Source organism: Streptomyces sp. NPDC003720 (assembly GCF_042875075.1).
Lineage (GTDB): Bacteria > Actinomycetota > Actinomycetes > Streptomycetales > Streptomycetaceae > Streptomyces.
In genome coordinates this window covers 260,230-281,259 of record NZ_JBIANZ010000002.1, presented here as the reverse complement: position 1 = coordinate 281,259, position 21,030 = coordinate 260,230, and the positions used below count along the sequence as shown (strand labels likewise).

General features: G+C 72.7%; 25 protein-coding genes. 14 read left to right on the top strand and 11 right to left on the bottom strand.

Annotation, left to right across the window (positions count from 1 at the left end; translation table 11 throughout):
- Nucleotides 1-6 precede the first annotated feature (6 nt).
- Complete coding sequence (gene tpg / locus ACFYU0_RS06755) at nucleotides 7-564, top strand: telomere-protecting terminal protein Tpg (RefSeq protein WP_389298311.1); 558 nt, start codon at nucleotides 7-9, stop codon at nucleotides 562-564.
- 144 nt (nucleotides 565-708) lie between these two features.
- Nucleotides 709-1,281 carry a hypothetical protein gene (locus tag ACFYU0_RS06750; protein ID WP_351669370.1) on the top strand — a complete coding sequence of 191 codons (573 nt, stop codon included), beginning with the start codon at nucleotides 709-711 and terminating at the stop codon, nucleotides 1,279-1,281.
- 497 nt (nucleotides 1,282-1,778) lie between these two features.
- Here ACFYU0_RS06750 and ACFYU0_RS06745 read toward each other — a convergent pair whose 3' ends face one another.
- Entirely contained in the window at nucleotides 1,779-2,822 is a 1,044-nt protein-coding gene (locus ACFYU0_RS06745) for a hypothetical protein (RefSeq protein ID WP_389298309.1), read from the bottom strand.
- A 102-nt stretch (nucleotides 2,823-2,924) separates the two neighbouring features.
- Between ACFYU0_RS06745 and ACFYU0_RS06740 the strand changes: the two genes are divergently transcribed.
- A complete protein-coding gene (locus ACFYU0_RS06740) occupies nucleotides 2,925-3,914 on the top strand; it encodes a magnesium and cobalt transport protein CorA (RefSeq protein WP_351669367.1) in 990 nt (329 codons plus the stop codon).
- Between the two features lie 56 nt (nucleotides 3,915-3,970).
- Here the strand turns inward: ACFYU0_RS06740 and ACFYU0_RS06735 are convergent, their stop codons facing one another.
- Complete coding sequence (locus ACFYU0_RS06735; protein ID WP_389298913.1) at nucleotides 3,971-4,459, bottom strand: ATP-binding protein; 489 nt, start codon at nucleotides 4,457-4,459, stop codon at nucleotides 3,971-3,973.
- 192 nt (nucleotides 4,460-4,651) lie between these two features.
- Here ACFYU0_RS06735 and ACFYU0_RS06730 point away from each other — a divergent pair, with 192 nt between their 5' ends.
- The 5 genes from ACFYU0_RS06730 (at nucleotide 4,652) to ACFYU0_RS06710 (ending at nucleotide 6,869) form a co-directional block, all read left to right on the top strand.
- Entirely contained in the window at nucleotides 4,652-5,083 is a 432-nt protein-coding gene (locus ACFYU0_RS06730; protein WP_389298308.1) for a phage holin family protein, read from the top strand.
- Nucleotides 5,080-5,538: a DUF3618 domain-containing protein gene (locus tag ACFYU0_RS06725; RefSeq protein ID WP_389298306.1), complete on the top strand. Its 459-nt coding sequence runs from the start codon at nucleotides 5,080-5,082 to the stop codon at nucleotides 5,536-5,538. Before ACFYU0_RS06730 ends, ACFYU0_RS06725 begins: the two co-directional genes overlap by 4 nt.
- A gap of 194 nt (nucleotides 5,539-5,732) precedes the next feature.
- Complete coding sequence (locus tag ACFYU0_RS06720; protein ID WP_351669363.1) at nucleotides 5,733-5,957, top strand: hypothetical protein; 225 nt, start codon at nucleotides 5,733-5,735, stop codon at nucleotides 5,955-5,957.
- Nucleotides 5,958-6,166: 209 nt separating this feature from the next.
- A complete protein-coding gene (locus ACFYU0_RS06715) occupies nucleotides 6,167-6,430 on the top strand; it encodes an HU family DNA-binding protein (RefSeq protein WP_389298304.1) in 264 nt (87 codons plus the stop codon).
- Nucleotides 6,431-6,482: 52 nt separating this feature from the next.
- Nucleotides 6,483-6,869 (top strand): SRPBCC family protein, encoded by a 387-nt coding sequence (locus ACFYU0_RS06710; RefSeq protein ID WP_389298302.1) that lies wholly within the window; start codon nucleotides 6,483-6,485, stop codon nucleotides 6,867-6,869.
- A gap of 245 nt (nucleotides 6,870-7,114) precedes the next feature.
- Here the strand turns inward: ACFYU0_RS06710 and ACFYU0_RS06705 are convergent, their stop codons facing one another.
- Nucleotides 7,115-7,444, bottom strand: coding sequence for a WhiB family transcriptional regulator (locus tag ACFYU0_RS06705; RefSeq protein ID WP_389298300.1), 330 nt, complete (start codon nucleotides 7,442-7,444; stop codon nucleotides 7,115-7,117).
- Nucleotides 7,445-7,726: 282 nt separating this feature from the next.
- Here ACFYU0_RS06705 and ACFYU0_RS06700 point away from each other — a divergent pair, with 282 nt between their 5' ends.
- A complete protein-coding gene (locus ACFYU0_RS06700; protein ID WP_389298910.1) occupies nucleotides 7,727-8,653 on the top strand; it encodes an SDR family oxidoreductase in 927 nt (308 codons plus the stop codon).
- 156 nt (nucleotides 8,654-8,809) lie between these two features.
- Nucleotides 8,810-10,504 (top strand): RecQ family ATP-dependent DNA helicase, encoded by a 1,695-nt coding sequence (locus ACFYU0_RS06695; protein ID WP_351669358.1) that lies wholly within the window; start codon nucleotides 8,810-8,812, stop codon nucleotides 10,502-10,504.
- On the opposite strand, the gene ACFYU0_RS06690 is transcribed toward ACFYU0_RS06695, so the two are convergent.
- Nucleotides 10,426-10,959, bottom strand: a complete 534-nt coding sequence (locus ACFYU0_RS06690) for an STAS domain-containing protein (protein ID WP_389298298.1) — start codon at nucleotides 10,957-10,959, stop codon at nucleotides 10,426-10,428. The genes ACFYU0_RS06695 and ACFYU0_RS06690 overlap by 79 nt on opposite strands.
- Before the next feature lie 115 nt (nucleotides 10,960-11,074).
- Here ACFYU0_RS06690 and ACFYU0_RS06685 point away from each other — a divergent pair, with 115 nt between their 5' ends.
- Nucleotides 11,075-11,404, top strand: coding sequence for a helix-turn-helix transcriptional regulator (locus tag ACFYU0_RS06685; RefSeq protein ID WP_389298296.1), 330 nt, complete (start codon nucleotides 11,075-11,077; stop codon nucleotides 11,402-11,404).
- A 10-nt stretch (nucleotides 11,405-11,414) separates the two neighbouring features.
- On the opposite strand, the gene ACFYU0_RS06680 is transcribed toward ACFYU0_RS06685, so the two are convergent.
- Nucleotides 11,415-11,771, bottom strand: a complete 357-nt coding sequence (locus tag ACFYU0_RS06680) for an alpha-amylase (protein ID WP_389298294.1) — start codon at nucleotides 11,769-11,771, stop codon at nucleotides 11,415-11,417.
- 388 nt (nucleotides 11,772-12,159) lie between these two features.
- On the opposite strand from ACFYU0_RS06680, the gene ACFYU0_RS06675 reads away from it, so the two are divergent.
- Nucleotides 12,160-12,585 (top strand): DUF6003 family protein, encoded by a 426-nt coding sequence (locus ACFYU0_RS06675; protein ID WP_389298293.1) that lies wholly within the window; start codon nucleotides 12,160-12,162, stop codon nucleotides 12,583-12,585.
- A 60-nt stretch (nucleotides 12,586-12,645) separates the two neighbouring features.
- Here the strand turns inward: ACFYU0_RS06675 and ACFYU0_RS06670 are convergent, their stop codons facing one another.
- The 4 genes from ACFYU0_RS06670 to ACFYU0_RS06655 form a co-directional block, all read right to left on the bottom strand.
- On the bottom strand, nucleotides 12,646-13,038 hold the full coding sequence (locus ACFYU0_RS06670; protein WP_351669348.1) for a DUF2267 domain-containing protein: 393 nt from the start codon (nucleotides 13,036-13,038) through the stop codon (nucleotides 12,646-12,648).
- A 95-nt stretch (nucleotides 13,039-13,133) separates the two neighbouring features.
- Nucleotides 13,134-13,631: a hemerythrin domain-containing protein gene (locus ACFYU0_RS06665; protein ID WP_389298291.1), complete on the bottom strand. Its 498-nt coding sequence runs from the start codon at nucleotides 13,629-13,631 to the stop codon at nucleotides 13,134-13,136.
- Between the two features lie 85 nt (nucleotides 13,632-13,716).
- Nucleotides 13,717-14,349, bottom strand: a complete 633-nt coding sequence (locus ACFYU0_RS06660) for a lytic transglycosylase domain-containing protein (RefSeq protein WP_389298289.1) — start codon at nucleotides 14,347-14,349, stop codon at nucleotides 13,717-13,719.
- 180 nt (nucleotides 14,350-14,529) lie between these two features.
- A complete protein-coding gene (locus ACFYU0_RS06655; protein ID WP_389298288.1) occupies nucleotides 14,530-15,948 on the bottom strand; it encodes an MFS transporter in 1,419 nt (472 codons plus the stop codon).
- Nucleotides 15,949-16,201: 253 nt separating this feature from the next.
- On the opposite strand from ACFYU0_RS06655, the gene ACFYU0_RS06650 reads away from it, so the two are divergent.
- Nucleotides 16,202-17,125, top strand: coding sequence for an amidohydrolase family protein (locus ACFYU0_RS06650; RefSeq protein WP_389298907.1), 924 nt, complete (start codon nucleotides 16,202-16,204; stop codon nucleotides 17,123-17,125).
- A gap of 46 nt (nucleotides 17,126-17,171) precedes the next feature.
- Nucleotides 17,172-19,253 (top strand): SpoIIE family protein phosphatase, encoded by a 2,082-nt coding sequence (locus ACFYU0_RS06645; protein ID WP_389298286.1) that lies wholly within the window; start codon nucleotides 17,172-17,174, stop codon nucleotides 19,251-19,253.
- Nucleotides 19,254-19,272: 19 nt separating this feature from the next.
- Here ACFYU0_RS06645 and ACFYU0_RS06640 read toward each other — a convergent pair whose 3' ends face one another.
- Nucleotides 19,273-20,214 carry a DMT family transporter gene (locus ACFYU0_RS06640; protein WP_389298284.1) on the bottom strand — a complete coding sequence of 314 codons (942 nt, stop codon included), beginning with the start codon at nucleotides 20,212-20,214 and terminating at the stop codon, nucleotides 19,273-19,275.
- Nucleotides 20,215-20,258: 44 nt separating this feature from the next.
- Nucleotides 20,259-20,864: a TetR/AcrR family transcriptional regulator gene (locus ACFYU0_RS06635; protein WP_389298282.1), complete on the bottom strand. Its 606-nt coding sequence runs from the start codon at nucleotides 20,862-20,864 to the stop codon at nucleotides 20,259-20,261.
- Between the last annotated feature and the right edge of the window lie 166 nt (nucleotides 20,865-21,030).

Below are 21,030 nucleotides of genomic sequence, written 5' to 3'. Positions count from 1 at the left end.
ACGGCGATGGCCACGATCGGCGAAGGACTCGACAAGGCGGTCCAGGGCGCGTTCACGCGCCCCATCCCGAAGACCGCAGGAGCGCAGATGCGCTACCTGGTCAAGCAGCATCAGCGCAGCACTCGGCGCGTGGCCGAGCTGCTCGGCATCAGCCAGCGGACCGTCGAACGCTACATGAAGAACCAGCTCAAAAGGCCCCGCCCTGAACTCGCCGACCGCCTCGAGCGTGAGGTCCGCTCACGCTGGCAGCCGCAGATTCGGGCCAAGGCGAAGAAGACCGCGGCCACCACCGCCGGCATCATGATCGACGTGCGCGCCCGATTCGGTTACACCGCCGCTCCCGGCAGCACCGACGACGCGCGCGTACGGCACCTCACCCTCGCGCTGCCACCCGATCACGCCGCACGCCTCTTTCAAGCCCGGGAAGCCGGATCCACCGAGGACCAGCTCCGCCAGATCGCCGCCGAAGCCCTCGGCGAGGTCTACTTCCGCGACAACGGCCGCCGCGCCCACGGCCTCGAAGTCGAACTCACAGATCTCCTCAACCTGGAGTTCGAGCTGTAGCCGGCCAAGACGCCGAACAGGCACCGATGCAGCGGGGCGCCCCATATCGGTCGTCCGTGGGGCCGTGATCGACCCACAGCCCGGACGGTCAGCCTTTCGTAAAGACCGCTGGTCCATCCGGTGGTGACGAGCAGGATCAGCGGCGTGCAGATGACTGAGCCGTTCGCCACGACAACCGCCGCCGTAGCTCCCGTGATCCTGATCGCCGCAGCCCTGGAGGTCACCGCCTACCAGAGAGCCATTCAGGGGTGGGTCGCGCACTTGGTGCGGGAACTTGAGCCGGAACTGCTGCCGTTGCTGGATCTCTCCGTCGACGACCGTCGAGCGACGATACGAAGGGTGGTGGAGACCCACGCCGTAGGCATCGGACTCGGAATGATGAAAGTGGCGGTCCGATGGGCGGCCGGCTTCCTCTGGGCGGCGATCATGGTGGCTCAGGCGGCGGTCACGATCATCTGTCTGGCGTGGCTTGCGGACCCGAAGCGCCCAGCGGACCCAGGACATGCAAGTGCCTGCCTGTTCGTCGTTGGAGCGGGCGCTGTCGCTGTCGCCTCGTTCCCCATGTACCGGCTGATGAACGCACCGTGGATGCTGGTGGGCGAGCGCGTGATCGAGATCCAACTGCGCTATCGCCTCGCAGAGGCCCGCCGGCAAGCCCAGCAGAGTGACGCGACCACGGCTGGAAGTGCTGACTCGACGGCAGCATCTGCGAGCTGATCACACCAACGAGGGGTCCCGCGCAGCCTCGCACCGGCCCGGCCCTCGAAGCCAGGGGGACGACCTACGCCACCTGCTGCGTGCCGGTGGTCGAGCGGGAGCTACGCCCGCGGGCGCGGCTCGTAGGCGGGGCTCACGCCACAGCGGGGATCAGCGTGGGCCGCTCGCCTCACACGAGGACGTCGAGGACATCGAAGGTTGCACGCTGGAGCGGCTCAGGCACAGGCGTTGAGCCAGGGCGCACAGCATGAGGACGGCGGTGTATCCGTCATCCAGAAGGCTCGCCGGCGGGGCCACGGTGTGGAGGAGCTAGAGCGCCGCTGTCCCGAGCGGTCGGGCCGGCGCGCTCCTGCCTCGGTCTCACGGCGGATGGCGCCGCCCAAGACGCGTACGGTGAGGGCGCGCCACCGGAGAAGCTGGGTCAGCAGCTCAGGGAGGCGGGGGACCTTCGTGGCGCACCGCTCGGGGAGACGCCGAGCGGTGCGCCGCGTGCGCCGTCAGTTCCAGCGGACGGCGTGGAACAGGCTCGCGTCCTCGGGGTCGTTGACGCCGCACTGGCCGACCGTGCCGCCGCCCGCATCGACCGCGGCCGGTACGCACGCGTTCTTGCTGTTGGCCGGCGCGCCGAGAGAAGTCGCGGTGCCGCCGGAACTCCATCGCACGGCACGTGGGTGGAGACCGCCGCTCGTGGACTCGCCGACGACGGCTCCGAGGTCGTCGACGGCGTGTGCCTCGCCGCCGTCGTCGCCGCTGAGCACCGGCAGGGCGGTGACCGTTCCGTCTGCCTTCCACCGCACCGGGGTCCGCCGGGTCGGTCCCATCGGGGTGCTGAGCCCGGACATGCCGACGATCTCCCCGTCGTCGTTGATGCCGCCTGCCCGGCCGGCCGTGTCGCCGGGCAGTGGGGGTAACTCGCGCACCGTGCCGTCGGGATCCCACCGCACCGCTCGCAGGCGGAGGTCGGGGCTGAAGGAGACGCCCACGGCCACGCCCGAGCCGTTGACGCCGAGGGCCCATGCCTGTCTGTCGCCCGGCAGCGCGGGCAGGACGGCGCTGCTTCCGTCGGGGTTCCAGCGCGCGGCCCGGGTGAGACCGCTCGTCGCGTCGTAGGTCTCGCCGACGATCACCCCGTTGCCACTGACGGCCCGGGCCACGCCGCCCTTGCCGCCCGGTGGCGCCCCGAGCTCCGTGACCGTGCCGTCGGTGTTCCAGCGCACCGGCACCTTGCCGTTGCCGCCGGTCGCGTCGCCGACGACGACACCGGCGTCGTTGACGGCGAACGCCTGGCTTCCGGTGCTCCCCCGCGGGCCGGTCAGCCGGGTGATCGCGCCCTGCGCGTTCCACCGGGTGGCGTAGGTGGTGGCGGAAAGACGGGCCCAGCCCACCGTCAGGCCCGCGCTGTTGACCCCGGTGGCGCTGCTCTGCGTCCCGCCGGGGAGGGTGCCGAGGTCGGTCGTGGCCGCGGACGCGGGCGTGGCCAGCGCGGCGACCGTGGCCGTGGCCAGGCCTGCGCCCCGGGCGATGTGTCGAAGAGGTCTCATGGCCGCGAGCCTGTTCGAACCCGTTCCCGCACGACAACAGGATCTTGAGTCAGATTCCGCTCCGGGCGCATGGAATGCGGCGGCGGAAGCACTCGATGGGGCATGGAGTGCGTGATCTACCAGGAGAAGACGGGTGAGGGCGAGAACATCGACTGCGGGCGGGCGGCCGGCGGGGGCGAGGCCGCTCTGGAGCGTCTGGCCGAGCTGAGGCCGGACGAGTTCGCCTGGATCCGTATGGACGAACCCGGCGAGGAGGAGCTGCGCAGACTGGGCAAGTACGTGCCGCTGCACCCACTGGCCATCGAGGACGCGGTGCAGGCCCGACAGCGGCCGAAGCAGGAGCGGTACGGCGACGTGCTGGCGGTCGCCGTGAAGACGTTGTGGTTCGTCGAGCGGACCGCGGACGTGGAGACCGGCGAGGTGATGATCTTCCTCGGGCCGTCCTTCGCGCTGACCGTGCGGCACGGTGCGGACGATCCGACCGTGGAGGCAGCGCGCCGGCTCGCGGAACAGCCCGAGATGGCCCGGCTCGGTCCCGCCGCCGTCCTGCACGCGGTGACCGATGTGATCGTCGACGCCTACGCCCAGGCAGCGGTCCAGGTGCGCACGGACCTGACGGAACTGGAGCGGTGCGTGTTCTCGCCCGCCCGCGAGGACCTGACCGAGCGGATCTACTCGCTCAAGCGCGAGGTGGTGGAGTTCCGCGACGCCGTGCAGCCGCTGGTGCCGGTCATGGAACCCTTCACCAGGGCGCGGGACGACTGGCCGAGGCAGATGGTGCCGTACTTCCGCGACGTCACCGACCACCTCGCCCGGACCGACGCCGAGGTCCGCGCCCTGGACGATCTGCTCGGCTCCGTCCTGGACGCCCATCTCGCGAAGGTGGGCGTCTGGCAGAACGACGACATGCGCCGCATCAGCGCCTGGGCGGCCATCTTCGCCGTCCCCTCGGTGGTCGCCGGCATATACGGCATGAACTTCGCCCACATGCCGGAGCTCGACTGGCGCTACGGCTACCCGTGCGCGCTGGGCGTGATGCTGCTCGGGTCGGGACTGCTGTACCGGGTCTTCCGGCGCAACGGCTGGCTGTGACAGGGAGGTTGAGTGAGCACCGGCCAGGCGGGCCGGCCCCCGGAGGGCCGGCCGCACTACCGGGGCGGGGCTCCGGGTGCGGCGGCGCCGGGGTCGTCGAACAGCGCGATGCGCGCGGTGATGCGTTTGCCGACCGGCTGCCGCTGCGCCTCGAAGCCCTGGGCGACGGCCATGACGATCTCCAGGCCGTGCTGGCCCACCCGGCCGGCGTCCGCCGCCCTCGCCGTGGGGAGTTCGGGGTCGGAGTCCCACACCACGACCTCGACGGAGTCGCCGACGACGCTCAGGTCCAGCAGTACCGGGCCGGGGGCGTACTTGCGGGCGTTGGTGACCAGTTCGCTGACCACCAGCCGGGTGAGGTCGACGGCGCGCTCGGAGACGGGCAGCCCGTGTTCGGCCCGGACCCGGGTGAGGAAGTCGACGGCCATGTGCCGGGCCTGGGCTATGTCGGCGCCGTCCGTGTCCAGGGCGATGGCGGTCCGGACGGCCCGCTCCCCCGGCGTGACGCCGTCCTCGCCCACGGGCGATGATTCCATCGCGGTCATCTTCTGCACCCCGTTCGTCCTTCGCGCGTATACCCGCGTCTATATGAAGTGACGCCGGAGACCCCTGTGCCGGATCCGTCCCATGGAGGAAATCGGGGCCCTGAACTGGTCCGTTCGGGGTACCCGCGCGCTCACCGGGGCGCTCGGGTGCGCTTTCGGAGGACGGAATCCAGTACGGAGGAGGTGATCGCCTTGTCGTCCAGTACACAGCCGCGCCAGGATCCGGGCCGCGAGACGACGGGATCGGAGCCCGTGGGCGAGCTCGTGCAGCGCGCCTCGCAGCAGTTGACGGAGCTGGTGCGCGGCGAACTGCGCCTGGCACAGGCGGAGATGAAGGAGAAGGGCAAGAAGTACGGCAAGGGCGGCGGGCTGTTCGGCGGCGCCGGCCTGGTCGGCTTCCTGATGCTCGAGGCCCTGGTCGCCACCGCGATCGCCGGGCTGGCGGTGGCGCTGCCGGTGTGGGCCGCCGGCCTCATCGTGACCGCGGTCCTCGCGGTGATCGTGGTGGTGATGGCGCTGACGGGGAAGAAGGAGTTCGCCGAGGCCGCGCCGCCCGCGCCCGAGGCGACCATCGAGAACGTGAAGGCCGACGTGGCCGAGATCAAGGAGAGTGCACACCGATGACCCAGCCGCCTCACGACGAGCCGACCGCCGAGACCCCGGAGGAGCTGCGCGAGCAGGTCGAGCAGACACGCCAGGAACTCGGAGACACGGTGGAGGCGCTCGCGGCCAAGACGGACGTCAAGGCCCGTACCAAGGAGAAGGCCGCGGAGGTCAAGGACCAGGCCGCCGTCAAGGCGGGCGAGTTGAAGGAGCAGGCGGTACTCAGGGCCGAGCAGGCCAGGGCTGCGGCCGCCCAGGCGGTGTCGCGCGTGCAGGACCGGCTGCCCGATCCGGTCCGCGAGCAGGCCGCACAGGTGGCCGGACAGGCGGGCCAGTTGTGGGAGGAGAAGGTGCCCGAGCCGGTGCGGGCCAGGACGGCCCAGGGCGCACGGATGGCGCGGGACAACCGGGGCCTGGTGCTCGCCGCCGCCGGAGCGGCCGCCGTGCTGTGGCTGATGTGCCGCAGGAAGGCATGACGCGCTGACGTCGTCCGGGATCGCCTCCGGGGCGGCCGGTGCCGCCCCCGGCGCCGGCCTCGGCTGCCCGAGCGGCACCCGGCAGGGCTGACCGGCGATCTCACGACTCACGGGCGGGGCCGGCGACTTCTGCCGGCCCCGCCCGTCCGGCGACACGCCCTGCCCGGCCGTCGCCAATGCCTACACTCGCGCCCATGAATGACTACGCGTGCACCCATTGCGGCACCGTCGGCCTGGTGGAGGGCTTCATCGAGGACGCCGGCGAGCATTCGCGCGGGTACGCGCGCTGGATCGAGGGCGCGTTGGAGCGGGGCATCTTCGGGGGCGCCAAGCGGCTGGGCCGGCCCCGGCGACAGATAGAGGCGTACCGGTGCCCCAAGTGCGGGCACCTCGAACTGTTCGCCACCGGCACGGTCTGACGGCCGCTTCGGCAGCGGCACTCCGGCGGCTCCACGGCAGGACGGCCCGGGCCGGCACGGCCGAGCGCCGCGGTGTGCGGGCCTCGCGCCGGCGGAACATGAGCGGTCCGGGCGCACCCGAGCGCCCGGACGGAGATGCGGCCGGGCCGACGCCCCGCGATGGTGGAAGCGCCGAGCACCATCACCGGGACACGACGAGGACTGAGCGCATGGACAAGACGAAGCTCACCGAAATGACCGCCCGCCGCCATGCCGAGCGCGCGGACGGCGGGCAGCTCGCCGCGGACGACATCGGCCGGGTTCTCGACACCCTGTTCGGCACGGTGGAGCACGCCGGGACCATCGCCGAGGCGCTCAAGGCGCACGAGACGGTCGCCCTGGGCAGCTTCGGCAGCTTCCACGTCGCCGACGGCGCGGCCTCGTTCCGGCCCGGCAAGGCCCTCACCGAGTACCTGCAGGACCGCACCGGATGACGACCGGCACCGCACGGACAGCCTCCCCGGCACCGCGCCGCACGGATCCGCCATGGGGCGCCTGACCCTGCGGGCCGCGGGCCGGGCCCGCCCGGAGACGGTCTGGCGACGCTACGCGTGCGTCGACCGCTGGGCGTCGTGGTCCCCTCAGATCAGGGCGGTACACACGCCCGAACGTCGGCTGGCCGCCGGCATGCGCGGGACGGTGGAGTCGGTGGTGGGCCTGCGCGTCGCCTTCCTCGTCGAGTCCGTCGACCAGGCCCACCGCACATGGACCTGGCGGGTGCGTCTGGGACCGACGAGGCTCCGGCTGCGCCATGACGTGCGGGGACAGGGGCACGGCAGCATCACCAGCCTCACGATGCACGGCCCGTGGCCGGTCCTGCTGGCCTATGCCCCGTTCGCCCGGGCTGCCCTGCGCCGCCTGGTGCGGCCCTGACCCCGACCGGCGCGGCCTGACCCCGGCCGGTGCGGCCCTGACCCCGGCCGGCGCGGGCGAAACCGGCCGGCGCGGCCCTGACCCCGACCGGCGCGGGCTTGACCCGGCCGGCGCGGGCGAAACCGGCCGGCGCGGCCCTGACCCCGACCGGCGCGGGCTTGACCCGGCCGGCGCGGGCGAAACCCGGCCGGCGCGAGCCTGGCTGACGCGCCCGATACGCCCGGCGGCGTCGGCCCGGCGCTGCGTCAGCCCGCCTCCTCCAGCGGGTCGTCCGTGGGGGCGCGGGACCGGCGTCGGTCGCGGCTGCCGGCCTGCGGCGAAGCCCGTCGGATGGCCCGGCGCTGCACCGCCGTCGTCGCACCCCATATGCCGTCGTCCTCCCCCTGCTCGATCGCCCAGGTGCGGCAGGCGAGGATCACGGGGCACCGCCGGCAGATGGCCCGTGCCAGGGATGCTTCGGCACCGGGGGCGGAGAAGTCGGCGAGCGGGAAGAAGACCTCGGGGTCCTCGCCTACGCATGCAGCCTGGTCACGCCAGTCGGAGCGGTCCGGGTGCGGGGGAAGGAAGCCGGTCATGGGGCACCTCTGCTAGGCCCGGCTGCTGGCAGTCGGGAGCGGCTGCGGCGAGGAATCACGTCGCAGGCCCGGCAGAGGTTCGGTCCAGAATAATGGCGCATGCCCGGTTTGCGGTAGTAGCTCCTGGCACTCGCTGTGAGTTCGGTGGAGTGAAGTCGAGGAACGCGCACGAAAAGCCACGAATGGACCAGACGAGGCGAATCAGGACGACGTGACCGGGTATGTGAGCTCGGACGGGGCGTCCGACTCCGCCTACGGGAACGAGGGCTGGAAGTGCGTGAGATCTTCGTCGCGGCCGGGCACCGACCCCGTGCCGACGCACCTCTGCGCGAGCGGGTCGCGGTCGTGACCGGGGCCGCGCGGGGAGTGGGTGAGGCCCTGGCGCGTCACCTGTCCGACGCCGGGATGAGCGTGGCGCTGCTCGGACGCGAGAAGGAGACCCTCGCCCAGGCGGCCGGCTCGCTGCCGAACCGGACGCTCTGCGTCGAGGCCGATGTCACCGACCGCGCGGCGCTCGAAAGCGCCGCCCGCAGGGTGGAGCTGGAACTGGGTCCGGCGAGTGTGGTGGTGGCCAACGCCGGCATCGCCGCCGGTGGCCCGTTCGCCGATACTCCGGCCGACCTGTGGCAGCGGGTCGTCGACGTCAATCTCGTCGGCGCCGCCAACACCGCCAGGGCCTTCCTCGGCCAGCTGGCGCGTACGCACGGCTACTTCCTGCAGATCGCCTCCACGGCCGCCTTCGGCTCCGCTCCCATGATGAGCGCCTACTGCGCCTCCAAGGCCGGCGCGGAATCGTTCGCCCTGGCGCTGCGCGGCGAGGTCGAACCCGACGGCATCGGCGTGGGTGTCGCGTACCTGCACTGGACCGGCACCGACATGGTCGCCGGTATCGACGATCACCCCGTCCTCAGCGCCCTGCGCCGCAACCAGCCCCGCTTCGCGCGCCGCGTCGACACCCCCGACCAGGTCGCCGAGCGGCTCGCCGCCGGGATCGTCCGACGCGCCCGCTCGGTCTACTCACCGCCCTGGCTGCGCTGGTGCCAGCCGCTGCGGCCGCTCTTCCCGGCTGTCGTGGCCCGGATCAGCCGGCGCGAACTGCGACGCCACTCCCCCTCCGAGCTGGCGGCCGATCTCGCCGTGCTGGGCGCCGGCGGCCGCGCCGACTGGGACGCCTACCGGTCCGCCGATCGCCGTCCCGGCCGGCCGTAGGACTGCCAGCGCCGTCCGGCACCGGTGCGGCCGGCGCCCGGTGTCCCGGCCCCGCCCGGTCACAGGACCGCGTTTGCGGGGAACGCACCAGGTCACCCGGAGCAGCGCCGCGTCGAGCGGCGCACTGTGCACCGCCGGATGGATGGGCTGCGAGCCATGACGGATGAAGGACGACGGACGGGCGGCCGGTCGACCCGGCGTCTGCGGGAGACGGCGGCCGAGGTGTTCGGCTGGGACGAGCTGCGTCCGGAGCAGCTCACCGCCATGCGGTGGGTCCTGGAGGGCCGGGACGCCCTCGTCGTCATGCCGACCGGATCCGGCAAGTCGGCCGTCTACCAGGTTCCCGGCCTGCTGCTGCCCCGGCCGGTGGTGGTGGTCTCACCCCTGCTCGCGCTGCAGCGGGACCAGATCGCCGGACTGCCCGGCGGTGACCGCGGTCCGGGCGCGGTGGCCGTGAACTCCGACCTCAGCGCGACGGAGGCCGACGCCGCCTGGGAGGCGGTCCGGGACGGCTCGGTGCGCTTCGTCTACCTGTCTCCCGAGCAACTGGCCAACGACGAGGTCGTGGACCGGCTGGCCGAGGTCCGCCCCAGCCTCTTCGTGGTGGACGAGGCCCAGTGCGTGTCGTCCTGGGGCCACGACTTCCGCCCCGACTACCTGCGCCTCGGCCAGGCGGCACGGCGTCTGGGCCGGCCGCCCGTGCTCGCGCTGACCGCGACCGCCGCGCCGCCGGTGCGGCAGGACATCGTCGAACGGCTGGACATGGACCGGCCCCGCCGGCTCGTCACCGGCTTCGACCGCCCCAACATCCGGCTCGAGGTGCGCCGCCACCTGGACGACGCCGAGCGGCGGCGGGTGGTCGTCGAGGACGCCGCCGCCGCGCCGAAGCCGGGCATCGTCTACGCGGCGACACGGAAGGACAGCGAGTCGTACGCCGAGGAACTGGCCTCCCTCGGTCTCGCCGCCGAGGCGTACCACGCGGGCCTGCGCGCCGCCGAACGCCGGCGCGTGCACGAGGCGTTCCTCGCGGGCGACACGGACGTCGTGGTGGCCACCTCGGCCTTCGGCATGGGGATCGACAAGGAGAACGTGCGGTTCGTGCTGCACGCCTCCCTGCCCGGCTCGTTGGACGCCTACTACCAGGAGATCGGGCGCTGTGGCCGCGACGGGCGGCCCGCCCTCGCCGTGCTGCACTACCGGGCCGAGGACACGGGGATGCAGGCGTACTTCAGCAGCCGCACGGTCAGGCCGGAGTCCGTGGGCGAGGTCGTGCGGGCGGTCCACGACAGCGCCGGCGATCCCCCGGACCTGGACGGGCTGCGGCACGACGTGGGCATGTCCCGGGCCCGGGTGACCACGGCCGTGAACCTCCTGGAGGAGGCGGGCGCCGTGGTCACGGACGGCTCGGGCGCCATCCGGCCGGCCTCGGGCATGAAGCCCGCGAGCGCGGTGCGACGGGCCGCGGACAGCGCGGAGGCGCACAAGCGGATGGACCGGTCGAGGGTGGACATGGCCCGGGCGTACGCGGAGGCGACCGGCTGCCGCCGGCACTTCCTCCTCGGCTACTTCGGCGAGCAGTCCGGGCCGGCGTGCGGCAACTGCGACGTGTGCGACGAGCGGGAGGCGGACGGCGACCATGCGGCGTACGACGCACAGCCGTCGCACGCGGGCGCGTATCCGGCCGGGGCGCCGGTGCGGCACGCCCAGTGGGGTCGCGGCACCGTGCTGAGCGAGGACGGGGACCGCATCACCGTGCTGTTCGACGAGGTCGGCTACCGAACGCTCTCCCTCGACGCCCTGGCCGGCCGGGAACAGCTGCTCACGGTGATGAGCGGGAGCGGCGAGGAGTGATCGACGGCCGGGTGGCGCCGGTCCGCGACCGGCCGTGAGGCCGTCACCGGGCAGGTGTGCGGGGCGGTGAACAGCTCCCGGGCGCCGACGAGGTCGAGCAGCCGGTCGACGGCCGGGCCGACGGCGCTCACCGTGAGTGTCTTGCCCTGTCGCCGGGCGTGCTGCCGCAGGGCCAGCAGGACGCCGAGGCCCGCGCAGTCGCAGAAGTCGAGCCTGCTCAGGTCAAGATCCAGGCCGCAGGCCGAGTCGGTGAGCGCGGTGTGGAGCTGGCTGTGCAGATGCCGGCCGGCGTTGAGATCGAGTTCGCCACGGACGGTCACCCGGGTGCGGCATCCGCTCGACGCGTAGGCGACGACCACGAGGCCGGTCGGCACCGGACCACGGCCGTCGTCCGCGCCCGCCGAGGGGCGGCTCCGCACCGTACGGGGCTCTCCGTGATGGGCCGGCTCGTGCATGGCTCCCTCCGTCATCCGCTCGACGCGTTGCTCGAGATCCAAAGTACGTCAGTCGATGCCGGAAATAAAGTACGTGTTTTTGGATGCGTGAAGCCTCGGCCAGTAAACTCGAGCCATGGATGGAGTGCCCGAGCCACACAGCGGATGGACTTTCCTCACGAACCATGCCCGCGTACTGGCCGCCATCGCGGACGACCACAACGCCCGTATCCGCGACATCGCTGCCCGCTGCCGCCTCACCGAACGCGCGGTGCAGAAGATCATCACCGATCTGGAGCAGGACGGATACCTCTCCCACACCCGGCAGGGTCGCAGCAACGCCTACCGGATCGACCCCAGCAGGGTCCTGCGCCACCCGGCGGAGGCGGGGATTGGGCTGACCGTGGCCTCGCTGCTCTCGCTGCTCGCCCAGGACGAGGCGGACCGAACGGTGGCCGCCGACTAGGCGCCGGCCCTCAGGACGGCTCGCACGTCTCGAGGCGGTCGGCGCGGCCGTGCTCGCCGAGGTATCCCTCGCCGAGGGTCCTGACCGCGAGCGGAGCGAGCGTGGCGCACAGGCTCGCCGAGCCGTCCTGGTAGACGACCATCACGGTCACCGGCTCGGCGCAGTCGTTGGCGGCTTGGGTGTACCGCCAGCTCTGGTACATCGCCACGCAGGAGGGGGCGGGCGCGGCCGACTCGGGCGCGGCCGACGGTGCCACGGCCGCGCTCGGCGCCGCGAGGGAGGCGGCGAGGGTCAGCGAGGCCGCGCACACGGCCGTCAGGGTCCCGCCGCGGGACGGCTTTGGCAGGGCTTCGCTCGTGGGTTCCATGCCGGGGAAGCCTGGCAACGACCCGGCTCTCGGCGCAATGCGGAGCACGTCTTTCGGGCACCGCCGGCTTGCGACGATGAAACGCTGTGACCTCGGCGGACGCCCGACAAGGCCGCCGTCGGAGTCCATCGCGCTTCAACCGGTTCGGGGCCGGGCGGGAGCCTCGACCGCGTCTCGGCAGGCGGCGGCCCGCCGGACGCGGCGGCGCGCCGCGCCGCCTGCAAGGAACCGCCGCCCGCGGTTGTCCGGGAACCCGGCCCCCGGAATGCGTACAGGCGATCAGCCCGCCAGTCTCCGGAGTGAGTGAGCGATGGCGATGCGGGCACATCGACTGGGGAGGGGATAGGGATGGGATCCCTGCCCAGCTGTTGTGAGAGAGGTGCCGACCATGGCCGACGAGGCCCTGCTGTTCGTTCTCCCGGAGCGTCATCCGCGTCTGGGTGCGGCCTTGTCCGCGGTCGGCGAGTTGGAGTGTGCCGACAGCCCCGCGGTGCTGGGCTGGCTGCACGCCCACGGGATCTCCGCCTCCTCCGAGCACGTCAGGATCCTGCCGGCCGGGGCCGAGGTGCTCGTACCGGAGGAGGCGGAGCGGCTGCCGGTCCCCCTCAGCGAGGAGGAGACCCTGCGGGTGGAGCACGCCTGCGCACCCCAGTCCGTGACGGACCTGGAGTCGGAGCTGCTGTCCTTCCGGGACACCACACAGGACTGGCAGTCGCTGGTCCACCGCGCTCTCACCGCCGGGATTCCCGCGCCGCGCATCGCGCAGCTCACCGGACTGGACCCGCGGGACATCGTCCAGGCCGTCGGCGACTGACCGGGCGCCCGCGCGCGGAGCCGGGGACGCCCGGGCGTGCGGCCGCAGCGCCCGGGGCGGTCATCCGGGGTCCGTGCGACCGAACAGGCCGGCGTGGCCCGGCGGCAGCTGGGTGAGCAGGCGGCGCAGCAGGGCCTGGTCCGCCAGCTCGGCGAGCGTGGGCAGCACGGCGTCGATCTCGCGCCGGGCCTCGTCGAGGTCCTCGTTGCTGCGGCCGGCCACGGCCTCGACGAACGACGCCGGGGTCAGCGGTTCGCTGGCCGGCTCGCTCGAGGTCAGCAGTGCTCCGCAGCCCCCGGGCAGGAGCGCGGCCAGGTCCGTGCGGTCGTCGCCCACCAGGTGGGCGCCGAGGACCTCCAGCACGTTCCGCACGGCTCTCGCTCCCTGCTGCGGCCTGTCGTAGCCCGCGCGTTCGGCGACCTGGGTGAGGAAGGTGTCCAGGGTCCAGTTCATGACAGCCTCCTGTCGTGGTTCCCTCTGTCGTGGTCCTCTGCTCCGCGGCGGCCCGTCCTGTCCGGTCGCCGGGTCCTCTCGAAGCGGACCGGACATCACACGGGTGCGGCGTCGTGGACCATGCGGTGGACGTTGGCGACGCTGCCGCAGCGCGCGTTCAGCAACTCGGCCTCCGTCCTGGCGAATCCGGCGCCGAGTTCCTCCCGGCACCGCCGACTGAGGTTCTGTCGCACCCGGTTGACCAGGGTGCGCTCCTCCGCGTCCGTGTGGCGGGCGGTGACGGAGGCCAACTGCTGGAGCCTCCAGTCCCATTCGGCGGAGCCGATCCGGCGCACCTGGAGGAGTGCGAAGAGGACCTTGACGGCTTCCTGGTGGGCGGCCTCGACGTGCTCGACGGTGTCGGCGTCCTCGAAGGACAGCAGAACGGGGTGGACCGACGCCTGTTCGGCCTCCCCGTGCGCGATCATCAGGTGCGCGAAGTCGTGCAGCGCGCCCTGGCGGTCGGCCTCCGTGCTGCGCATCAGGCGGAGCAGCTCTTCCATCGTCCGGTGGTCCTCGAGGATCATCTCGACGACGTCCTGAGTCGGTGTCATGGGATGCGCCTCCTTGTCGGAGTGACTGTCACATCCCGTTACCCCCGCTCCCGACAGGGATGTTAATTATGCCCCGTTTGCCGGATTACGCCTGGTCGGTGGTCGGCGCCGCCGTCGCGGCTTCGAGAGCTCCGGCGCCTCGGCCTGCGTACGACGCGAGGACCTCGGCGGAGCGGGGGCGGTTGGCCCGCAGCCGGCGCAGATAGGACCGGGCCATGGGGCCCGGGGGCACGCCTCGGGCGAAGGCCAGCATGTTGCGCTCACCGGCGTTGTAGCCCAGGGCGAGCAGTTCGTCCCGGCGGTAGCGGCGCACGTGCCGCTCGGGCAGCCGCCCGTCCAGGTCCTTCAGGTGCAGGGCCGCGGCCCGCACGGCGAACGCGGGATCGTCGCGCAGGTCCTTCCACCGGCCCGTCAGCCCGTGTGCGCGCCGCACCTGTTCGAACGTCGCCCGGTGCATGTTGGCGACGCCGAAGGAGGCTTCGGGCTTCCACCAGTGCCACAGCCGCTCCAGCAGCGGGTGGTGCGGCTTGTACGCCTCGTTGTGCAGCACGCCCATCAGCAGCAGCGCGGAGATCCCGGCCTCCTCGGCGCTGTCCACGACGAGCGCGGCGTAGTCGCCCGGGTCGTACCCGCCCGGCCGCAGCGGCGGAGTGGGGACGTCGTCCCGGTCGGCCGGCCCGGACGAGTCCTCCGCCGCCGCGATCGTTTCCCGCGTCATCCCTGCCCACTCTCCCTGTTCTCCTCGACGGATGCGGCACCCCGCCCCGGCTGGGCCGTCGTGACGTCCGCTTGCCCGCGCGGGGACCCCTCAATCCGGGCCCGGCGGGCGGGCGCGCGACGGCCCCCGGCGCCGCTGGGATGCGGGGCCGGAGGCCGGGTTCCGGTCACGACGCCGGAGCTACGGGGCGACCGCCGGGGAGGCGACCCCGGCGCGGACGTCCTCGTCCGCCGAAGCGCTCTCGCCGTCGTCCAGGGAGACGTCCTTGGTCTCCTCGCCGAGGAAGAGCGCGACCAGCGTCAGCACGGCCATGGCGGAGAGGTAGACGCCGACCAGCCAGGGCGATCCGTCACCGGCCTGCCACAGCGCCACCGCGATGAACGGGGCGACGGCCGCCCCCAGGATCGAGCTGACGTTGTACGAGATGCCGGACCCGGTGTAGCGCACGCTGGTCGGGAACAGCTCGGGCAGGAGCGCGCCCATCGGGCCGAACGTCATGCCCATCAGCGTGAAACCGAGCACGAGCCACAGGACCACGCCGAGCGTGCCCAGGCCGATCAGCGGCACCCAGACCAGTCCGAAGACCACGATCGCGGCCGTGATCCACATCAGGGTGGTGCGTCGGCCGTACCTGTCGGCGAGCGGGCCGGAGACCAGCGTGAACACGGCGAAGAACAGCACGCCGAAGATCATCATCAGGACGAAGGTGGTGTAGCTGTAGCCCAGGCCGGGCACGGCGGCGTCCCCGGGGGTGCGGCCGTAGCTCAGGGAGAACGTTGTCATCAGGTAGAAGAGGACGTACGTGGCCAGCATGAAGAAGGTGCCGAGGATCAGCTGCCTCCAGTGGCCGCGGACCACGGTGGCGAGCGGCAGCTTGCGGACCTTGCCCGCCTCGCGCGTCTTGGCGAACACCTCGGACTCGACGAGCCGCGACCGCACCCACAGGCCGATGGCGACCATCACGGCGGAGAACAGGAACGGGATGCGCCAGCCCCAGTTCAGGAAGGCGTCGGAGGGCTGGGTGGGGTCGGCTCCGGCGGCGGACGGGAGCAGGGCCCCGATGACCAGGAACAGGCCGTTGCCGATGATGAAGCCGAGCGGCGCTCCCAGCTGCGGGAAGGTGCCGTACAGGGCGCGCTTGCCGCGGGGCGCGTTCTCGGTCGCGACCAGCGCGGCGCCGCTCCACTCGCCGCCGAGCGCGAAGCCCTGCGCGAGCCGCATGAGGACGAGCAGCGCGGTGGCGGTCCAGCCTGCCTGGGCGTACGTCGGGAGCACGCCGATGAGCAGCGTGGCGAGGCCCATCGTCAGCAGCGAGACCACGAGGGTCCGTTTGCGGCCGAGACGGTCGCCGAGGTGGCCGAAGACGATGGCGCCGATCGGGCGGGCGACCATCGCGGCGCCGAAGACCGCGAAGGACGACAGCAGCGCCGTGGCCGGGTCGCCGCCCGGGAAGAAGAGGGAGGGGAAGACCAGGACCGCGGCGGTCGCATAGACGTAGAAGTCGTAGAACTCGATCGTCGTGCCGATGAGACTGGCGATGAGGACGCGGGACCGCGGATTGGCGGGTGTCTGGGCGGAGCCAGTGGACGGTGCGGGCATTGCTCGGTCTTTCGCGCGCGAGGTGGAGATCGGTTGCCGAAGGCCCGCGGCCCGCACGCATCCCCTCGCCGAAAGACCGTGCGAACTGTACGGGCGTTGCAAACGATCTCACCCGTCTTGCTTTATGAAAAGCAAGTACCACGATGTGAGATCGACGGTGTTCGGGGCGGCGCTCCACCGGGGCGGTGCTCGGGAAGGGGGTGGACCCGCACCGCTGCCAGGGCCGATCGTGGGCGGCATGAGTGATCACCACATGCCGTCCGCGGCGACCGGCGCGCGCGGCCCGGCCGGGAGCACCGGCGCGGACGAGGCGGGGGAAGTCCGCCGCTTCTGGAACGGGCTCGGGATCCCCGGGCTGATCGACGTCCACACGCACTTCATGCCCGAGCGGGTGCTCCACAAGGTGTGGGCCTACTTCGACGCGCAGGGACCGCTGACCGCCGGCCTCCAGTGGCCGATCGCCTACCGGAAGGCGGAGGAGGAGCGGACCTCCCTGCTGCGGTCGTTCGGTGTCCGCGCCTTCACGTCGATGCTCTACCCGCACAAGCCGGGCATGGCCAGGTGGCTGAACGACTGGGCGGCCGGCTTCGCCCGCCGCACGCCCGACTGTCTGCACACCGCCACGCTCTTCCCCGAGCCGGACGCCGGGGCGTACGTCCGCGAGGCCGTCGAGGCCGGCGCCCGGGTGTTCAAGGCGCATGTGCAGGTCGGGGCGTACGACCCGGCCGACCCGCTGCTCCAGCCGGCCTGGGGCGTGCTCGCCGAGGCCGGGATCCCCGTGGTGATCCACTGCGGCTCCGGGCCCGCGCCGGGCGAGTACACCGGACCGGGGCCGATGGCCCGGGTGCTGGCGCGCCATCCGCGGCTGCGGCTGATCGTCGCGCACCTGGGGATGCCCGAGTACGAGGACTTCCTCGGCCTCGCCGAGCGGTACGAGCAGGTGCGGCTGGACACGACGATGGCGTTCACCGACTTCACCGAGGAACTCATGCCCTTCCCGCGCCGGGCCCTGCCCCGGCTCGCCGACCTGGGCGACCGCGTGCTGCTCGGCTCCGACTTCCCCAACATCCCCTACGCCTATACGCACCAGTTGCGCGCCCTGGAGCGGCTCGGTCTGGGCCGGGAGTGGCTGCGGGCGGTGTGCCACGACAACGCGGCGAAGCTGTTCGGGCTGTGAGCATGATGGATGGAGTGCCGCTGCGGTAGGGAAGGAGGCGAGGCCGGTGAGCCGAGCCGAACAGAGCCCGCAGTGGGCGAGGGAACGCACGGAGAGCACCGTCGCGGAACCGAGCGGGTTGCTGGACCTGCTGGGTGTCGCCGCGGTGCTGCTGGAGGCCGACGGCCGGATCGACATGTGGAGCCCGCAGGCCGAGGAGCTGTTCGGCTACACCAAGGAGGAAGCGGTGGGGCAGTACGCGGCGCCGCTGCTCCTGCACCCCGAGCACCGCGACGCGGCGGTCGCGCTCTTCGCCGAGGTGATGGTGTCCGGACGGGGGTGGGCGGGAGCGTTCCCCGTCCGGCACAAGGACGGCCGTACCCGGATGGTGGAGTTCCGCAACATGCGGCTGACGGACAACCTGGGCGATCACTACGCCCTGGGGCTCGCCACCGACCGGGCCACCCTGCGGCAGGTCGAGCACAAGGTGGCCCTGTCCACCCGGCTGGTCACCCAGGCGCCGGTCGGACTGGCCGTCCTCGACAACGACCTGCGGTACCTGGCGGTCAACCCGGCGATGGCCCAGATGCACGGCTTCCCCGAGGCCGAGCACGTCGGCCGGACGTTCCGGGACGTCCTGCCCGGTGAGCCGTTCCGCAGTGCCGAGACCGCGATGCGGGAGGTCCTGGCGACCGGTGCGCCCGTGGTGGACCGGCAGGTCGTGGGCCGTACCGCCGCCGACCCGGACCGCGACCACGCCTGGGCGGTCTCGCTCTACCGGCTGGAGGACACGCACGGGCACGCGCTGGGCATCGCCAACGTGGTCATCGACGTCACCGACCGCTACGAGGCCGGCCGCAGGGCCGACCGGGCGCAGCAGCGGCTGAGGCTGATGGCGAACGGTTCGGCCCGCATCGGCACGACCCTGGAGGTGGAGCGGACAGCGCGGGAACTGGCCGACGTCGTGGTGCCGGACCTGGCCGACATGGTCGCGGTGGACCTCCTGGACTCCGTCCTGAAGACCGGCCGGGCCGAGCTGGGCGACGACCTCGCCCAGTTCCGCTCCATGGCGGTCAAGACCGCCTATGTCACCGACGCCGCCGCGGCGATCGTTCCGCCCGGCTCCCTCACCACGTACCACGCCGACCATCCGGCGGCCCACTGCGTCCGCACCCGCAAGCCCGTGCTGATCACCCATGTGGACCGCGGCGGCCACGACCGGATCGCCGCCGACTCCGAGAAGGCGGGTCTGCTCGCCCGGGCCGGTGTGCACACCGACATGGCCATCCCGCTCATCGCCCACGACAACGTCATCGGTGTCATGGGCCTGGCGCGCGCCCGCAACCCGCAGCCGTTCGACGACGACGATCTCGCCCTGGCCTGCGAACTCGCCTCCACCGCCGCGCTGAGCATCGACAACGCCGTCCTCCACGAGCACATCCGCAGCGCCGCCGAGACCCTGCAGCGCAGCCTGCTCCCCCAGCTCCCGGCCCGCCACCCCGGCCTGGAGGTGGCCGCGCGCTACCGGCCCGCGCAGGCCTTCAGCCAGGTGGGCGGCGACTGGTACGACGTGATCCCCGTGGACGGCGACCGGACCGTCCTCACCGTCGGCGACGTCATGGGCAGCGGCATCGACGCCGCCACCACGATGGGCCGGCTGCGGACCGCCACCTCCACGCTCGCCGATCTGGACCTCTCCCCCGCCCGGGTCCTCACCCACCTCGACAGGATCACCCTGGGGCTCGACCCGTACATCGCGACCTGCCTCTACACCGTCTACGACCCCCGTCGCAGGCTGGTCCACCTGGCCTCCGCCGGTCATCTGCCCCCGGTCCTGATCCCGGCCGGGCGGCCGCCCGCGCTGTTGAACCTGCCCACCGGTCTCCCACTGGGCGTGGGCGGCGCACCGTTCGACACCACGAGTCTCACCCTGGAGCCGGGCGACCAGCTCGTTCTCTACACCGACGGTCTGGTCGAGACCCGCGACGACGCCATCGACGACCGTCTCGACGCTCTGCTGCGGCTGCTGGCCGAGCCGGGGAGCACCGTGGAGGAGACCTGCGACCGGCTGCTGGGCCGGCTGCGGCACTCGACCGGCCATGACGACGTCGCCCTGCTCGTCGCCCGCGTCCGGCCGCTGACACCGTAGCCACCGGCGCCCCGGCCGATCAGGTCCCGGTCGTGGGCGCCCGGGCGGGCACGGGTACGTCGCCGGGGCGTGTCACCTCCTCCCGCACCACGGCTCCGGCGCGGGTCGGCACGGTGAGGACGGCGAGGCACATGACGACGAGCACGATGCCGGTCCAGCCGGCGACGGGGAGCCGTTCGCCCACGACCAGGACGGCCAGGACGGCGGCGACGGCCGGTTCGAGCAGGGACAGGGTGGTGGCCGTGCTGGCCGGCACGTGCGCGAGCCCCCAGCCGAACAGGACGTAGCCGGCGAACATCGGGACCAGCGCCATGTAGGCGCCGACGGCCGCGCCGGACCACGTGTCCAGGAGCGGGGCGCCGGTCGCCACGAGGACGGGGAGCAGGAGCAGACCGCCGAGGCCGAACACGGCGCCCATCGCCGCCCGTGAGGGGATCCCGCCGGTGATCAGCCGGTGCGCGGCCCAGGAGTACAGGGCGTAGGTCACGGCGGCGACGAGTCCGAGGCCGGTCCCGACCAGCGTGCCGGCCACGGAGCGTCCTCCCGCGCCGGAGGCGTGGGCGGCCTCCGCGACGCACAACAGGGCCGTGCCGAGCAGGCCGAGGCAGGCGGCCAGCGTCCAGCGGCGGGTGAGGCGGCGGCGGTCCACCACCCGCTCGATCACCGCCGAGGCCAGTGGGGCGGTGCCGATCGAGACCACGGTGCCGACGGCGACGCCGGCCAGCCGCATGGAGCTGTAGAACGCCAGGGGGTAGACGGCCACCGAGACGGCGCCCAGCAGCACGGTCCCGCGGTGAGCGCGCAGGCGCGGTGCGGCGCGGACGGTCCGCCGCGCGGCGGCGAGGGCTTGGAGGAGCCCGCCGAGCCCCATCGCGACCGCGCCGATGGCCAGCGGGCCGACGTCCGGCGCGAAGGTGGCGGCCGTTCCGGTGGTCCCCCACAGCACGGAAGCCGCCAGCACGCACAGCGCACCCGTGCCCGCGGACCGGCCTCGCCCGGCGCCCCTCACAGCCGGTCCAGCAGGCCGGCCGCGAGCGCGCGGGCGTGCAGCAGGCGCTCGTCGTTCCCCTCCAGGCCGGCGCGGGCCATCGCGCCCTCCAGAAGGAACGACAGGTGCTCCGCCGTGGCGCGGGCCTCGTCGGGGCGGCCGGGCAGCAGCTCGGCCAGGTGCCCGGCGATCAGCCGCTCGACCTCCTCCTTGTGGGCGCGGACCACGTCCCGGCCCTCGTCCCCGGCCGGGAACTCGGCGGCGGCGTTCAGCAGACCGCAGCCGCGAAAGCCCCGCTCGTACGCGAACGCGGCGTGGTCCGCGTACGCGTCGAAGACCGCGAGGACCCCGTCCCGCGGGCCCGCGGCCGACTCCAGCCGCGCGCGGTAGAGGCCGAGCCATTCCGCGTGCCGGCGGTCGAGGTACGCGCGGACCAGCTCGGCCTTGGAGGAGAAGTTGTTGTACAGGCTCATCTTCGCGACCCCGGCCTCGGCGGTGATCGTGTCGATCCCGGTCGCCGCCACACCGTCGGCGTAGAACCGCCGGGCCGCCGCCTCCAGCAGCCGCTCCCGCGCCGGTCGCCGCCTGCCGCGCGCCGTCGTACTCATGCCGGTGTCACCCATGGGCCGTCCAGACTAGGTAGGTAGGTCTACCTAGATTAGAACACGTGCGGAGACCGGACACGTGCGGAAGTAAGTCCGGTTTGACCCGATCGGATGGGTACCCGGCCCGCGAAGACACGTCACTCACTACGAGGTGAAGGCAATGACCACTTCGCACGGCCCCTCG

What these genes read in the sequence shown, in the direction of transcription:
- tpg (WP_389298311.1), top strand. Translation starts at nt 7, where the DNA reads ATGGCCACGATCGGCGAAGGACTCGACAAGGCGGTCCAGGGCGCGTTC.
- ACFYU0_RS06745 (WP_389298309.1), bottom strand. Translation starts at nt 2,822, where the DNA reads ATGAGACCTCTTCGACACATCGCCCGGGGCGCAGGCCTGGCCACGGCC.
- ACFYU0_RS06740 (WP_351669367.1), top strand. Translation starts at nt 2,925, where the DNA reads ATGGAGTGCGTGATCTACCAGGAGAAGACGGGTGAGGGCGAGAACATC.
- ACFYU0_RS06735 (WP_389298913.1), bottom strand. Translation starts at nt 4,459, where the DNA reads ATGACCGCGATGGAATCATCGCCCGTGGGCGAGGACGGCGTCACGCCG.
- ACFYU0_RS06725 (WP_389298306.1), top strand. Translation starts at nt 5,080, where the DNA reads ATGACCCAGCCGCCTCACGACGAGCCGACCGCCGAGACCCCGGAGGAG.
- ACFYU0_RS06720 (WP_351669363.1), top strand. Translation starts at nt 5,733, where the DNA reads ATGAATGACTACGCGTGCACCCATTGCGGCACCGTCGGCCTGGTGGAG.
- ACFYU0_RS06715 (WP_389298304.1), top strand. Translation starts at nt 6,167, where the DNA reads ATGGACAAGACGAAGCTCACCGAAATGACCGCCCGCCGCCATGCCGAG.
- ACFYU0_RS06710 (WP_389298302.1), top strand. Translation starts at nt 6,483, where the DNA reads ATGGGGCGCCTGACCCTGCGGGCCGCGGGCCGGGCCCGCCCGGAGACG.
- ACFYU0_RS06705 (WP_389298300.1), bottom strand. Translation starts at nt 7,444, where the DNA reads ATGACCGGCTTCCTTCCCCCGCACCCGGACCGCTCCGACTGGCGTGAC.
- ACFYU0_RS06695 (WP_351669358.1), top strand. Translation starts at nt 8,810, where the DNA reads ATGACGGATGAAGGACGACGGACGGGCGGCCGGTCGACCCGGCGTCTG.
- ACFYU0_RS06690 (WP_389298298.1), bottom strand. Translation starts at nt 10,959, where the DNA reads ATGCACGAGCCGGCCCATCACGGAGAGCCCCGTACGGTGCGGAGCCGC.
- ACFYU0_RS06685 (WP_389298296.1), top strand. Translation starts at nt 11,075, where the DNA reads ATGGATGGAGTGCCCGAGCCACACAGCGGATGGACTTTCCTCACGAAC.
- ACFYU0_RS06680 (WP_389298294.1), bottom strand. Translation starts at nt 11,771, where the DNA reads ATGGAACCCACGAGCGAAGCCCTGCCAAAGCCGTCCCGCGGCGGGACC.
- ACFYU0_RS06675 (WP_389298293.1), top strand. Translation starts at nt 12,160, where the DNA reads ATGGCCGACGAGGCCCTGCTGTTCGTTCTCCCGGAGCGTCATCCGCGT.
- ACFYU0_RS06670 (WP_351669348.1), bottom strand. Translation starts at nt 13,038, where the DNA reads ATGAACTGGACCCTGGACACCTTCCTCACCCAGGTCGCCGAACGCGCG.
- ACFYU0_RS06665 (WP_389298291.1), bottom strand. Translation starts at nt 13,631, where the DNA reads ATGACACCGACTCAGGACGTCGTCGAGATGATCCTCGAGGACCACCGG.
- ACFYU0_RS06660 (WP_389298289.1), bottom strand. Translation starts at nt 14,349, where the DNA reads ATGACGCGGGAAACGATCGCGGCGGCGGAGGACTCGTCCGGGCCGGCC.
- ACFYU0_RS06655 (WP_389298288.1), bottom strand. Translation starts at nt 15,948, where the DNA reads ATGCCCGCACCGTCCACTGGCTCCGCCCAGACACCCGCCAATCCGCGG.
- ACFYU0_RS06650 (WP_389298907.1), top strand. Translation starts at nt 16,202, where the DNA reads ATGCCGTCCGCGGCGACCGGCGCGCGCGGCCCGGCCGGGAGCACCGGC.
- ACFYU0_RS06635 (WP_389298282.1), bottom strand. Translation starts at nt 20,864, where the DNA reads ATGGGTGACACCGGCATGAGTACGACGGCGCGCGGCAGGCGGCGACCG.